The following is a 13,468-nucleotide window of genomic DNA, read 5'->3' as shown; positions in this document are numbered from 1 at the left end:
CGTTCAAAGATGGTGGCTTCGCCAGACCGCAACGCTGGCGACGGGTGGAGTCGATCGGAACCGGTCGCCACTTCAGCGCCGCCGTCGACGGCTTCGTCTTGCCACCGAACGCTCCGACCGCCAGCCGATTCATCCGCGCCTCGGACCGGCCGAGGCGCAGGACCTCATCTCCCGCGGGTCCGCGTCGTCAGCATGAACCCATCCTCGATCGGTTCGAGTTCGACGGAGATCTCCGCGATCCGGGACAGATCGTCGATATGCGTGCCCCCGCAGGGAATCGAGATCTCGATCCCGTCGAGCGTCGTCGACCATATCCGTCGCCCGTCCAGCCGGCCTTCGGGCGGCGAGACCCGAGCCGGTGTCGACGCACCCAGCCAGGTGCCGCGAAGATGCGAGTTCATCGCGTCCTCCACATCCGGAAGTGCCGAGAGGAAGGCTTCTCGATCGAACCCCTTCTTCCTGAGGGATTTCCCGATCCTGTACGTGTCGACAGACCGTTCTGTGTCGATGGACGATCGGGTCACCGCCGCCTTGTCGAGGTTCGCGAAGCCGAGGCCATCGCGTTCGGGTTTGTCCTTCGTCCAGAAACGGTCGGCACAGCGGTTCAGCGTCAAAGCCGCCACGTGCACACCCGTGTGTTGCAGCGACAGATCGGCTCGTCGATCCGTCGCGACGTCCAGCCGCGCTCTTTGACCGACGACGTTGCCCATGTCGACCTCGCTTCGCACGACGTGCAGCACGACCGCTTGGAGGGAGGCACCCGAGCGGGAGGCCGCTATCGCTTCGGCATCGGTCAATAGGATCCCCCGGTCCGGGTCGACCAGCCCCGTCAGGCAGTCGACGATTGCATGCGGCTCTCCGCCTGGAAACGTCAGCGTCCCGTGATCGCCTGGCTGATCCGGCCAGGAGAGGCTTTCGGGATGAAACGGCGATCTGTCGACCAGCACGAGCCAGCCTCCGTCCCGTGGAGTCGCGAAGGTGACCGTCGCCTCCTCGCAGAGGCTGCCTCCGGCAAAGGTCACGACAGTGCCTTCGCGAACGTTCGTTTCCAGTTCCAAGGTCTCACCCTTCTGTCGCATTGCATGAGTTGCAAAAATCGTTCGTCGAAGCACAATTCGTCGGCCGCTCCTGATCCGGCGCGGCCGCATCGCGATGTCGACCATGGCTTTCGCCTGCCTCCGGACGGCACGCGAGGAGCGGCAACGGACCGCGTCGCTCAACGGACATCGGCCTTAGAGCACGGCGCGTCGCGGCGGCCAGAGCCGAGGCGCCTTTTGGCCTTCGATCGCCCTAGAGGGTGCCGGGATCCTCGTGCGGTACGGCGATCAAGGCTATGACGTCGTCCCGCCGCACGAGGCCTTGTCCGTGGGTGCAGAGCAGGATGCCGTCCAGAGGAGCGCGGAGAGCCTGGGGAACGCGGTCGAACCGATCAACGAAGTGAAGTCGACCGATCACCGTTCCGGCCGTGACCGAACTGCCGATCTCGACGAGCGGCTCGTAGGTGCCGAGGTCGTCGGCATGAAGGTACGCCGCCGGTCCGGGGACCACCAGTCGACGCCCGACCCGTGCCGGCGGAATGTCGGGTGAAGCGAGGTGGCCGAGATGCGCGAGCAGCCGGAGAAGCCCGTCCCGTGTCAGTTCCATCGTGCCGGGGCTGATCGCGGCGCCGCCCCCCAGCTCGCTGGACAGCATGAGCTTGCCCGACCGTTCGACGACGTCGTCGATCATCTGCCCGGCATGCGGCTCTTGGATCACGACGGTGAACGGCGCGCCGAAGGCGTCGGCCGCGGCGAGACATCGACGTGTCAGGTCCGCGTCGTCCTGCTCGTGCACGAGCGTGCAAGGGGCGAAGCGGAGAGAACGACCGCCGGAGTGGATGTCATAGACGGCGTCCGCCCGGGGAATGAGGTCCGACACCACGAGCGCGGCGAGCCGCTGCGTCAGCGATCCCCTGGGATCGCCGGGGAACTCGCGGTTGAGGTTCCGGCCGTCGACTGGGGACAGACGCGCGCCCGCGGTGACCGCCGGCAGGTTCAAGGCCGGAACGATGATGATCGATCCCGTGACCACGGCCGGATCGAGGGAGTGGGCGAGCGCCGATAGCGCCGTGATGCCTTCGTACTCGTCGCCGTGGCTGCCGCCGAGCAGAAGCGTGCACGGCCCCTCCGCGTTGCGGAACAGGTAGATCGGAACGCGCAGGTCCTGCCACGCGCTGGTGTTCGTGGAACTCGGCAGATGGATGTAGCCGGCCTGTCGCCCGTCGCGACCCCAGTCGATGTCGATCGCGCTCATGTCGTCCCTCTCACGCCTCGTTCCAGATGAGGGGCATGATGCGTTCGGCGGCGAAGTTGCTTCCGCACAGGACGACGACGCTGCGCTGTCCCGCGAGACGGTGGGCGACCTGGCGGTAGCCGGCCATCGCGAGGGCCGCTGCGCCTTCGACGATCTGGCGCTCGTTCACGGCCAGCGAGGCAATCTCTGCGACGATGGCGTCCTCCTCGCAGACCACCACCTCGTCGATGGTCGCCATCGCAAGCGGCAAGGTGATGCTGTCCTCGTCGAGGCCGCCGGCAACGCCGTCGGCGATCGTGTCGAAATGATCCGTCTCGACGATCCGGCCCGCCTGCATCGACGCGGCCAGCGTCATGGATGCCGCGGCGCTGACGCCGATGACGCGGGTCCAGGGGCTGAACGCCTTCAGCACGGAACCGATGCCCCCGATCAGTCCGCCGCCGCCCATCGAAACGAACACGTTGTCGATCCGCTCCGCCTGTTCGAGGATCTCCAGTGCGATGGTGCCCTGTCCGGCGATGATGTCCCGGTCGTTGTAGGGCGAGACGTAGACGAGGCCTCTGTCGCGGGCCAGTTCCTGTGCGTGCCGCTCCGCTTCTCCGGCTTCGTCGCCATGCAGGACGACGTCGACGGCGAACGATCGGATCTTGGCGAGCTTGCCGGGAGAAACCGATCGCGGCAGCACGACGGTCAGCCGTTGGCCGACCGAGGCCGCCGCTTGCGCGGCGCCGATGCCATGGTTGCCCGACGAGGCGGTGATGAGCGCCTGGTCGCGATCCACGGCCGTCATCTTCGCGGCGGCTCCGCGGATTTTGAAGGATCCGGTGATCTGGAAGTTCTCGGCCTTGAACGCGAGATCCTCACCGCCCCTCACCCGTGAGGGCAGAAGGGGTGTCTGGTAGATGAAGGGTCGGATCCGGGACCGGGCTTGGACCGCGTCGGCGGCCGTGGCGGTGACGATCGGGTTCATGTCGTAGCTCATGCGTTGGACTGGAAGGGGTTCGGCTCTCAAGGAGACGACAGCGATGGATCGCGCGTCTGTGTGGCCGACGGGCTCGAAAGCCGCTTCGAACCTCGCAGGTGCGCGAACGCCACTGTCGAAGCCGCGGCGACCATGAGGCCGGTGACGATCGTCAACGTGGAGGACAGCGACAGCGCGGTCAGGATCGCACTGGCGCAGATGACGCCGACCGCGTTTGCGGTCCGCAGGAGTGCGAAGACCTCCGCCCTGCGTCCGGCCGGTGCAAGGCCGTCGAGCACGAGCGAGTAGTGGGTCCCCAGGGGGGCGAGGACGAAGCCGATCAGGATCGCCCCGGCGACGGTCGACGCGACGGACAGTCCCAAGGCCGCAAGGCCCGATCCGAGGGCCATGACGGACAGATAGCCCACGACCGTTCCTCGCGCGGCCATGCGGTTGCGGACGCTGACCCAGACGCCGCCGGTCACCGAGGCGAGGCACAGCGGAACCGTGAAGAGGATGGCGAGCGTCGGCTCGTAGCCGTAATCCAATGCCAGCGCGACAGCGCCGATCTCGATGGCGGCGACGACGGCGCCGCCTGCGGTCGCGCAGGCCAGCCAAAGCAGAATGGAAGGGCTCAGAACCGATGTGTCGGAGCGCCCGACCTCTTCGGCAGGGACGGCATCGACATGCGGAACGCAAAACGCCGGAGCCGCACCGAGCGCCGCGATGACGAGGATCCCGAGCAAGGGCGAGATCGCGCCCAATCCGGACGCCGCCACCGGAGCCAGCACGAACGTCGTTTCGTTGAGCGTGGCCGAGATGCCCAACGCACGGGGCAAACCCGAGGCGGGTACGAGGTGGTTGAGGACCGAGCGCAGACAGCCGTGAGCGGCGCCATTGACCGATCCGGCGACCGTGGCGCAGGCGATCAGCCAGGCAAACGACGCTCCGCAAGCCGCCAGCAGGACGATGGACATCAGGGCGAGGGTGCGCAGGACCACCAACCATCGGAGAAGGCGCGCCGGAGGAAGGCGGTTTCCCATTCGCGTGATCGGGATGGCGCCCGCAACCTGGGAGAGCGTCATGGCGAGGATCATTGCAGCGCCGCCCCTCGTGTCGCCCGTGACGCTCAAGGCGAGAAGGGAGAACGCGACCGGTCCCGCCGCCTGCGGCACGCTCAAGGACGCGGCCGATACGAACCAGCGATACAAAGGCCACCGGGCGGCAGTCCCCTCGCGGGCGCTGACGGCTGCGGCGCCCAAGAGGGGATGGCCGATCATCGTGGATCCATCCCGTGGGCAGCTTCGGACCGCACAAGCGAATCGATCACGAGACCACGTTCCTCACGAAGCGGACGGGAACCGACCCCGTGTTCGCGTAGGAATAGGTCTGAGCCGTGGCGTAGACCGCATAGGAGCCGGCCGGATGCTGCTGGACGCCATCGACGAGTCGCAGGTCGAGCACGCCCTCGGTCACGAAGACCATCTCGTGCCATCCCTGCGGATCGGGCTCGGCGTCGTATCGGTCTCCGGGGCCGAGCGACCAGAGCCACATCTGCGTTTCGGTCGTCGCCGGGGCGGAACACAGCAGCACCGCGGCGCTCTCCGAAGCTTTGCCCCGCCACGTGACCTCGTTGATATCGGCCCGCGACTCCCGTGCGGGATCGCGGACGAGATCGACGAAGCCAACGCCCATCGCGGCGGCCAACTTGTCCAAGCTCGAAAGGCTGATGTTCGCTTCTCCGCCCTCGACCGACACGATCATGCGCCGGCTGATGCCGGACGCCTTGGCCAGCGCCGTCTGGCTCAGACCCGCCGCCTGGCGGAGCCGGCGCAGGTTGTCGGAAACGTGGCTTAACACGTCGCCTCCCTCTTGACTGCGCAATATAGTGCTCATAGGGTTCCTCTAGCTCAGACGCATCTGCACTTCAACAGTTTTTCTCTCAAGCCAATAAGAAGTTGATGTCGGGGAGTCTGCCTGAGAGCCAATGATGAAGCGAGTTGAAAGATGAAGATCCAGGCTCCCATGGTATTCGACGACGGTTCCATTGAGGAGATGCTTGGAAAGATCGACATGCGCTCCGCGCTGGAGCGCATGTTTCGTGCCCTTGCTGACGGATCTGCGACGCAGCCTGCCCAGACGCTCAGCCTTTTCCCCGACAATGCGGGCGACTTCATCACGTATCTCGGGGTGCTGGCCAGCGAGAAGGTGTTCGGCGCCAAGCTGTCCCCCTACATCCCCGGCGACGGCGCAGCCCTGGTGACCGCCTGGACCCTCCTGATGTCGATGGAGACGGGAGCGCCGCTGCTCCTCTGCGACTCGAAGCGCTTGACGACGGAACGCACGGCCGCGACGAGCGCGCTTGCCGTCGACCTTCTCGCACGCGAGGACGCCACGATCCTGACGGTCGTCGGCACCGGGGCCGTCGGTCTGGCGCATCTTCGCCATGTCGAAAGCCTGCGGTCCTGGCGAGAGGTGCGCCTGTGTTCACCGTCGGCAAGGTCGAAGGTCGGCCTTCCCGACACGCTCGCGAACGGCACGTCCGTCGTCACGTTCACGGACGCCGACGAAGCCGCGCTCGGTGCCGACGTGGTCATGCTCTGCACCTCGTCAGGAAGCCCCGTGATCGACGTCGCCCGGCTGCAAGGCGACGCTCTCGTCACCTCCGTCAGCACCAACGTCGCGAACGCTCACGAGGTGGACCCGGCGGCCCTGTCCGGCCTCGACGTGTATTGCGACTATCGCGCCACCACGCCCGCATCGGCCGGAGAGATGAAGCTGGCGTCGGCCGCTGGAACCTGGACCTCCGATCGCTTGCTCGGCGACCTGCCCGAACTCCTCTCCGGAAGAGCGACGCTGCCCAGCCGGACCCGCCCCGCCTTCTTCCGCTCGATCGGCCTCGGTCTCGAGGACATCGCGGCCGCGGTCGCCGTGCTCGCGGCCGCCCGCGCCTGATCCCCATCCCATCCATCGAAGGAGAAGCCCCATGAAGATCCGCGACTTTGGCGTCGAGATCTGGATGAACCGCTATGAGACGCAGTGCGAGTGGAACCTCGCCGAGACCTGCGTCGAGTCGCTGACGGTCGAAGAGCTGCTCGAGATGGCGGGCAAGGCCGACACCATCCTTGGCGAGCTCCTGCCGATGAAGCTGACCTATGGGGCGATCGAGGGAAGCGACAGGCTTCGCCGACTGGTTGCGGGGCTCTACGAGAAGCAGGAGCCGGGCAACGTCACCATCACCCATGGCGCGATCGGTGCGAACGCCCTTGTCCACGAGACCCTGGTGGAGCCGGGCGACCGCGTGATCTCGGTGCTTCCAACCTATCAGCAGCACTACTCCATTCCGGAGAGCTACGGCGCCGACGTCCAGATCCTGAAGCTGCGGGAGGAGAACGGCTTCCTCCCCGACCTCGAGGAACTGCGCCGGCTGGCGACGCCGGGCACGAAGCTCATCGCGATCAACAATCCGAACAACCCGACCGGATCGCTGATGGACCGGGCCTTCCTGGAACGGATCGTCGATATCGCTCGCGCTTCGGGCGCCTGGGTGCTCTGCGACGAGGTCTATCGCGGCATCGACCAGGACGGCGATGGTTCGACGGCGTCCCTGGCCGACCTTTACGAGCGGGGCATCAGCACCGGAAGCATGTCGAAGGCCTATTCGCTGGCCGGCCTCCGGCTCGGCTGGATCGTGGCGCCGAAGGAACTGATCCACGCCGTTTCGGTCCATCGCGACTACAACACGATCAGCGTGGGCATGCTGGACGACCACTTCGCGGCGATCGCGCTGGAGAACCGGGACAAGATCCTCGCCCGCAACAAGATTATCACCAGGACCAACCTCGCCATCCTGTCCGACTGGGTCGATGCCGAGCCGCTGATCGTCTGGACGAAGCCGAGGTCCGGCACGACGGCGCTCCTGAAATACGATCTGCCGATGTCGTCGGAAGCGTTCTGCGTGAAGCTTCTGGAGGAGACCGGGGTGATGCTGACGCCGGGAAGCGCGATGGACATGGAAGGGTACCTGCGGATCGGCTACGCGAACAGCGAGCACGTGCTGCGCGAAGGCTTGTCCCGCATGTCACGATTCCTGCGCGAGCGCCGCGCCGCAGCCGCCTGATCCCGCCTGTCCGTGCCGGTGGCGCGCCAGCGCCGCACGCCCTGAACGATCCAATCCCAACAAGGAATTGCACCATGAAACTGCTTTTGACCGCACTGACGCTCGCCCTGATGGCGGGAACCGCCGGGGCACAGGAACTGCGCATCGGCAGCAGCGCCGACTATCCGCCATGGGAGTCCGTCGATGCGTCCGGGGCGATCGTGGGCTTCGACAAGGACGTGGGCGACGAGATCTGCAAGCGGATCGCGGCGACCTGTTCCTGGCAGAATCAGGCCTTCGACGGCTTGCTCCCCGGCTTGCAGGTCGGCAAGTTCGATCTCGTCATCTCCGGCATCTCGATCAACGAGGAGCGCGCCCAGAAAGTGGATCTGTCGGTCGCTTACGCCGACGCTCCGAACACGGTCGTCGTGCCGGCGGGAAGCGAGGCGGCTTCCGCGAAGACGGCGGCGGACCTGACGGAAAAGCTGGCCAGCGCTGCGATCGGGGTCCAGACGGGGTCCACGCACGAGCAGGTGATCCGCGCGCATTTCCCCGGTGCGGACGTCCGTGTCTACGACCGTCCCGATCAGATCGCCGACGACCTGACCGCAGGTCGCATCGAAGCCGGCCTCATGGAGCGCTCCGCCTGGGATCCCCTGGTCAAGGCGCGCGGGGTCGACAAGCTCGTCTATGCAGGTCCGCTCCTGACGAGCGCCGATTTTCCCGAGTTCGGGAAGGGACAGGGCGTCGCCCTGGGCAAAGGTAAGACCGAACTGAAGGGGAAGGTCGACGGCGCCGTATCCGCGATGCTGGCGGACGGCACCATCAAGACGATCTCCGAAAAGTGGTTCGGATACGACATCTCCAAGAAATGATGGCGGGGGGCGGCACCAGCCGCCCCATCCATCGAGGACAAGTCCATGGCGCCTCACGCCCAATTCATTTCGCACGCCCGCCGGGATCTTGCCGATCTCGTCGCCATTCCCTCCGTCAGCGCCCGGGGCGAGGGCCTGGAAGCGTGCGCGGCGAAGGTCGAGGCGCTCCTTCGAGATGCCGGGTTCGCGACCGACATCCAGCCGGGCGATGTCGCGCCGTTCGTCGTCGGTGAAACGGGGCAGGGGCCTTTCACCCTCGTGATCTACAATCATTACGACGTCCAGCCGGAGGACCCAGCCGGGCTCTGGACGGCGCCTCCGTTCGAGCTGACCGAGCGAGACGGCAAGCTCTTCGGGCGCGGGGCTGCCGACGACAAGGGCGAATTCATGAGCCGCCTCGCCGGCTGGCGCGCGTTCCGTGCCGCCGATCCAGGGCCCTTGCCGTTCCGCTTGATCTGGATCGTCGACGGCGAGGAGGAAATCGGCAGCCCGACGCTCGCAAGGTTCCTCGCCTCTCGCTTTCCCGGAACCAAGGCCGACCTCTGCTGGTGGGAATACGGCGAGATCGATGCGGGCGGCCGTCCGATCGTCCTCATGGGTTTCAAGGGCTGCCTCGCGATCGAGTTGGAATGCAGGACCGCACGCGCCGACCTGCATTCGAGTCTCGGCGCGATCTTCGACAATCCCCTCTGGCGCATCGCCTCGGCCGTTGCCTCCATGCGCGACGCTTCGGGACGCGTTCTCATCGAGGGCTTCCATGACGGTGTCGAAGAGCCAGACCCACGCACTCGTGCGCTTGCGGGCAGCCCGCCCTTCTCCCTCGAGAGCATCATGGACGCGACGGGCGCCGAAAAGCTTCTGGACGGGGTGACCTGCGAGACCTTCTACGAGCGCCTCAATCTTGCCCCGTGCCTGAACGTCAACGGCATCCACGGTGGATACGACGGCGAGGGCGCCAAGACCGTCCTTCCCGGCGCCGCCACTGCAAAGCTCGACTTCCGGCTCGTCCCGGGGCAGGAGCCCAAGGACGTGGCGAAGCTCGTCAGACGCCACCTCGATTCGACCGGCTTTCCCGACGTTCTCATGACCGTGCTCGACGACGAGATGCTCGGCGTGCGCAGCAACCCCTCGCACTGGGCGGTCGAACTGGGCTCGGAACTGCTGGGCAAGTGGTTCGGACAAGCGCCCGTTCTCCAGCCGAGCTCACCGGCCTCCGGTCCGGCCTACGCGTTCGTCAAGGACATGGGCGCCACCCTGTTCGGAGCCGGCATCACCCATCATGGCGCCATGCTGCATGCGCCCGACGAGAACATATGGATCGAGCAGTTCGAGAGGATGGTCGGTTTCTCGGCAGACTTCTTCGAGGCGCTGGCCGACCGCTGCCGATCGCCCGGAGAGCCTCGTTCTCCGATCGCCGAGATCGCTTCATGATCGACGCGGTGTTGCAGTACGGGCCGCAGCTGTTGCAGGGGCTGGGGGTGACCTTGGTCGTGGCTCTCGGCAGCTTCGTCCTCGGGTTCCTCGTCGCCGTGGTGCTGGCGCCGGCGGCGGTCTACGGCCGCCCGGCGGTGCAGAAGGTCATCGCGGGATATGTCGGGCTGATCCGCGGCCTGCCCGAGCTTCTCGTCATCTTCCTCGTCTTCTACGGAGGCACGGTGTTCCTGACATGGCTGGTCGGGAATTATGTCGAGGTGAACGCGCTCACCGCCGGCATCGTCGCCCTTTCGGCGGTCTCCTCCGCCTACCTGACGGAGATCCTGCGCGGTGCGTTGCTCAGCGTGTCGGAGGGCCAGTGGGAGGCGGCTCTCGCGCTCGGTCTGCGCAGGTGGCGGGCGTTTCGTCTGGTGGTCCTGCCCCAGATGATGGCGCGCGCTCTGCCGGGCCTCGGGAACCAGTGGCTCGTGATCCTGAAGGAGAGCGCGCTCGTCTCCGTCGTCGGCCTCGAAGAGCTGATGCGCAAATCGGTCGTCGCGGCGGGCGCCACCCACCAGCCGCTCGCCTTCTATCTGACCGCCGCCGCCCTCTACGTCGCGGTCACGGGCGTCTCGACGCTGCTGATCAACGCGTACCGCCTGCGCCTCACTCCCCCAACGCGGTGACGCCATGTCCATCGAGCTCTTCCTCCCGGCTCTCCTCGCGATCAAGAGCGGCTTCCTTCTCACGCTGGCGATCACCCTGGCGAGCTTCGTGCTGGGTCAGGTGGTGGCGTTGCCCCTCGCGCTGGCGCTCGTGTCCGGAAAGCGCTGGATCCGACATCCCGCGGCGACCTACACGTTTCTCGTCCGTGGCAGCCCTCTGCTCGTCCAGCTCTTCCTCGTCTATTACGGGCTCGGCCAGTTGGAGGCCGTGCGGGATAGCTTTCTGTGGCCCGTCCTTCGAAGCGCCGTCTCCTGCGCGATCCTGACGATCGGGCTGAACTCGGCGGCCTACATGGCCGAACTCCTGGCCGGGGCGATCCGCCAGCTGCCCCAGGGCCAGACGGAGGCCGGACAGGCCCTCGGCCTGCGCAGGTCGGCCATGCTGCTCCGGATCGTCCTGCCCCAGGTCTACCGCGCCGTCTTGCCAGGTATCGGCAACGAGCTCATTCTCGTCATGAAGGGCTCGACGCTCGCCAGTGCCGTGACGGTCCTGGAGATGACGGCCGCCGCTAAGACCTTCGTCACCCGCACCTACGCGCCCTTCGAGACCTTCCTGGTTGCGGGCGCCGCATACCTCTTGCTGGGCGCTCTGTTCGGCCGCGTCTTCCGCTCCATCGAGGCGCGCGTCGCGATACCCGGCCGCTGACAACGGCAATGTCGACCTCCTCCTACCGGATCACCGTCCATGCATTGCAAGCTGATCGGCATACCCCTCCAAAACGGGGCGTCCCAAAAGGGGTGCGAGATGGGGCCGAGCGCCCTCAGGGTCGCGGGCCTGGCGGAAGCCCTGCGCGACCTCGGGCACGAGGTGACCGACCTCGGCAACATCGCACCGCCCGAGCCTCTGGAACTGTCGCACCCGAACGGCATCCTCCGGCATCTCGGCGAGGTGTCCGAATGGACGCGCGTCGTCTGCGAGGCGGCGCACCGGGAGTCCGCGGACGGTATGCCGATCTTTCTCGGTGGCGACCACGCGATCGCCGCCGGCACCGTGACGGGCATCGCGCGGCGGGCGGCCGACTTGGGCCGACCGTTGTTCGTCCTCTGGCTCGACGCCCATTCCGACTTCCACACGCTGGAGACCACGCAGAGCGGGAACCTGCATGGCACGCCGGTCGCCTACTTCACCGGACGGTCCGGCTTCCGGCCCCATTTTCCGGAGTTGACGGTTCCGGTTGATCCCGCGAACGTCTGCATGATCGGCATCCGGAGCGTGGATGCGGCGGAGCGAGCGGCGCTGCGGGAGACGGCGATCGTCGTCCACGACATGCGCAAGGTCGACGAGCATGGGATCAAGTCCTTGTTGCAGGACTTCCTCGACAGGGTCGAGGCCGCCGGCGGCCTGTTGCATGTCAGTTTCGACGTCGACTTCCTCGACCCGGCGATCGGGCCTGCCGTGGGCACGACCGTCCCCGGGGGCGCCACCTTCCGCGAGGCACATCTGGTGATGGAGTTGCTCCACGACAGCGGACTCGTGACCAGCCTCGACCTCGTGGAGCTGAATCCCTTTCTGGACGAACGCGGCCGCACCGCGACGATGCTCGTGGACCTCACCGCGAGCCTGATGGGCCGCACGGTCCTCGACCGTCCCACAAGGAGCTACACATGACCCCGACGCCCAACCTCAACATCGTTCCCTTCGTCAGTGTCGAGAACATGATGGACCTCGTGCTTGCCGTGGGTGTCGAGACCTTCCTGGTCGAACTTGCGGCCTATGTCGAAGAGGACTTCCGGCGCTGGGAGTCTTTCGACAAGACGGCCCGCATCGCATCGCATTCACCGGACGGGGTCATCGAGCTGATGCCGACGAGCGACGGGAAGCTCTATGGATTCAAGTACGTCAACGGGCACCCGAAGAACACGAGGACCGGCCGCCAGACGGTGACGGCGTTCGGTGTTCTGGCGGACGTCGACAGCGGCTATCCGTTGCTGTTCTCGGAGATGACGATCCTGACGGCACTGAGAACCGCGGCCACCTCGGCCGTGGCGGCCAAGTATCTCGCGCCGAAGGGAGCACGGACCATGGCGCTCATCGGCAACGGCGCCCAGAGCGAGTTTCAGGCGATCGCCTTCAAGGCGCTCCTCGGGATCGACCGCCTGCGGCTCTACGACATCGACCGGCAGGCGACCGAACGGTGCCGCCGCAACCTTGAAGGCATGGGGTTCTCGGTCCTGTCCTGTTCGTCGCCGGAGGAGGCGGTCGAGGGCGCGGACATCGTGACCACGGCGACGGCCGACAAGCAGAACGCCACGATCCTGACCGACAACATGATCGGCTCGAGCGTTCATATCAACGCGGTGGGTGGCGACTGCCCGGGCAAGACAGAACTGCACCGGGACATCCTGCTGCGCTCCGACATCTTCGTCGAGTATCCGCCCCAGACACGCATCGAGGGAGAGATCCAGCAGCTCGACGCGGACCATCCCATCACGGAGCTCTGGCAGGTCGTGACGGGAGCCGCCACCGGACGGAGTTCAGCGGCTCAGGTGACCCTGTTCGACAGCGTCGGCTTCGCGACGGAGGATTTCTCGGCCCTTCGCTATGTCCGCGATCAGCTCGTCGGGTCGGACCGTTTCCAGTCGCTGGATCTCGTTGCCGATCCCGACGAGCCCCGCGACCTCTTCGGCATGCTCTTGCGCCGCGCGAGGCTGACGGCGACAGCCTGAAGGCCGGAGGACCCGGCAGCCGGCACGCACTCGTCGTCCGACACCCGTTCCGCCAGACGGACAGTCGCCCTGCATTGCGGGTGGTGGAACCCGGACATTGTTCGAACGGGACCCTTGATGAAGTGAGAAACCGCCTCGGGATCGTCGAACGGCAAAGACGTGGCGTTTCCCGTCCCGGCCTTCGACGGGCAGGTCGGAGCGTCTCGACGATCCTGACCATCCTGGCCGAGCACAAGCGCGGGGGCAGCGACACGCCCGCCAAGATACCGTCGTTTGCCGTCCCGGTCGCGTCGGGGTCGTCATCCTCTCCAGCGTTTCCTTCATCTCCCGAAGTGTTGATTTCCACTGAGAGCTGACCCAGGATTTCCATCAAGAACTGACCCGGCTTTGACGATGTTGGGCTGGTCAGGCCTTGGTCAAGTTCCGAGTTTTCTCC

Annotated in this window: 13 protein-coding genes; 8 read left to right on the top strand and 5 right to left on the bottom strand. The window is 66.3% G+C overall.

The genetic code is table 11. The annotated features are described in order from the left end of the window. Nucleotides 1–164 precede the first annotated feature (164 nt). The 5 genes from ASG43_RS08955 to ASG43_RS08935 all read right to left on the bottom strand — a co-directional run bounded on the left by ASG43_RS08955 (nt 165) and on the right by ASG43_RS08935 (nt 5,113). Nucleotides 165–1,163, bottom strand: a complete 999-nt coding sequence (locus tag ASG43_RS08955; RefSeq protein WP_156386610.1) for a metal-dependent hydrolase — start codon at nt 1,161–1,163, stop codon at nt 165–167. A 127-nt stretch (nt 1,164–1,290) separates the two neighbouring features. Continuing rightward, on the bottom strand, nt 1,291–2,292 hold the full coding sequence (locus ASG43_RS08950) for a succinylglutamate desuccinylase/aspartoacylase family protein (RefSeq protein WP_056503363.1): 1,002 nt from the start codon (nt 2,290–2,292) through the stop codon (nt 1,291–1,293). 10 nt (nt 2,293–2,302) lie between these two features. Beyond that, the gene (locus ASG43_RS08945; protein ID WP_244488037.1) at nt 2,303–3,274 is read right to left on the bottom strand and encodes a pyridoxal-phosphate dependent enzyme; all 972 of its coding nucleotides are present in this window, start codon (nt 3,272–3,274) and stop codon (nt 2,303–2,305) included. Between the two features lie 26 nt (nt 3,275–3,300). Further along, entirely contained in the window at nt 3,301–4,533 is a 1,233-nt protein-coding gene (locus tag ASG43_RS08940) for an MFS transporter (protein WP_200939496.1), read from the bottom strand. A gap of 46 nt (nt 4,534–4,579) precedes the next feature. Then, nucleotides 4,580–5,113: an XRE family transcriptional regulator gene (locus ASG43_RS08935; RefSeq protein ID WP_244488036.1), complete on the bottom strand. Its 534-nt coding sequence runs from the start codon at nt 5,111–5,113 to the stop codon at nt 4,580–4,582. Between the two features lie 165 nt (nt 5,114–5,278). On the opposite strand from ASG43_RS08935, the gene ASG43_RS08930 reads away from it, so the two are divergent. The 8 genes from ASG43_RS08930 to ASG43_RS08895 all read left to right on the top strand — a co-directional run bounded on the left by ASG43_RS08930 (nt 5,279) and on the right by ASG43_RS08895 (nt 13,032). After that, the gene (locus tag ASG43_RS08930; RefSeq protein WP_244488035.1) at nt 5,279–6,208 is read left to right on the top strand and encodes an ornithine cyclodeaminase family protein; all 930 of its coding nucleotides are present in this window, start codon (nt 5,279–5,281) and stop codon (nt 6,206–6,208) included. A 31-nt stretch (nt 6,209–6,239) separates the two neighbouring features. Further along, entirely contained in the window at nt 6,240–7,373 is a 1,134-nt protein-coding gene (locus ASG43_RS08925) for an aminotransferase (RefSeq protein WP_056503351.1), read from the top strand. 74 nt (nt 7,374–7,447) lie between these two features. Continuing rightward, the gene (locus tag ASG43_RS08920; protein WP_056503350.1) at nt 7,448–8,227 is read left to right on the top strand and encodes a transporter substrate-binding domain-containing protein; all 780 of its coding nucleotides are present in this window, start codon (nt 7,448–7,450) and stop codon (nt 8,225–8,227) included. Between the two features lie 45 nt (nt 8,228–8,272). Continuing rightward, nucleotides 8,273–9,658 carry a M20/M25/M40 family metallo-hydrolase gene (locus ASG43_RS08915; protein WP_056503347.1) on the top strand — a complete coding sequence of 462 codons (1,386 nt, stop codon included), beginning with the start codon at nt 8,273–8,275 and terminating at the stop codon, nt 9,656–9,658. Then, nucleotides 9,655–10,326: an ABC transporter permease subunit gene (locus ASG43_RS08910; RefSeq protein WP_056503346.1), complete on the top strand. Its 672-nt coding sequence runs from the start codon at nt 9,655–9,657 to the stop codon at nt 10,324–10,326. Before ASG43_RS08915 ends, ASG43_RS08910 begins: the two co-directional genes overlap by 4 nt. Before the next feature lie 4 nt (nt 10,327–10,330). Next, entirely contained in the window at nt 10,331–11,011 is a 681-nt protein-coding gene (locus ASG43_RS08905; RefSeq protein WP_056503342.1) for an ABC transporter permease subunit, read from the top strand. Nucleotides 11,012–11,050: 39 nt separating this feature from the next. Beyond that, entirely contained in the window at nt 11,051–11,974 is a 924-nt protein-coding gene (gene rocF / locus ASG43_RS08900; RefSeq protein WP_056503340.1) for an arginase, read from the top strand. Beyond that, entirely contained in the window at nt 11,971–13,032 is a 1,062-nt protein-coding gene (locus ASG43_RS08895; RefSeq protein ID WP_056503337.1) for an ornithine cyclodeaminase, read from the top strand. The genes rocF and ASG43_RS08895 overlap by 4 nt, the downstream gene beginning before the upstream one ends. The last annotated feature ends 436 nt before the right edge of the window (nt 13,033–13,468 follow it).

The sequence above is a fragment of the Aureimonas sp. Leaf454 genome, assembly GCF_001424685.1.
Lineage (GTDB): Bacteria > Pseudomonadota > Alphaproteobacteria > Rhizobiales > Rhizobiaceae > Plantimonas.
The sequence above is the reverse complement of the archived record's forward strand: the minus strand, read 5'-3'. Positions and strand labels throughout refer to the sequence as shown.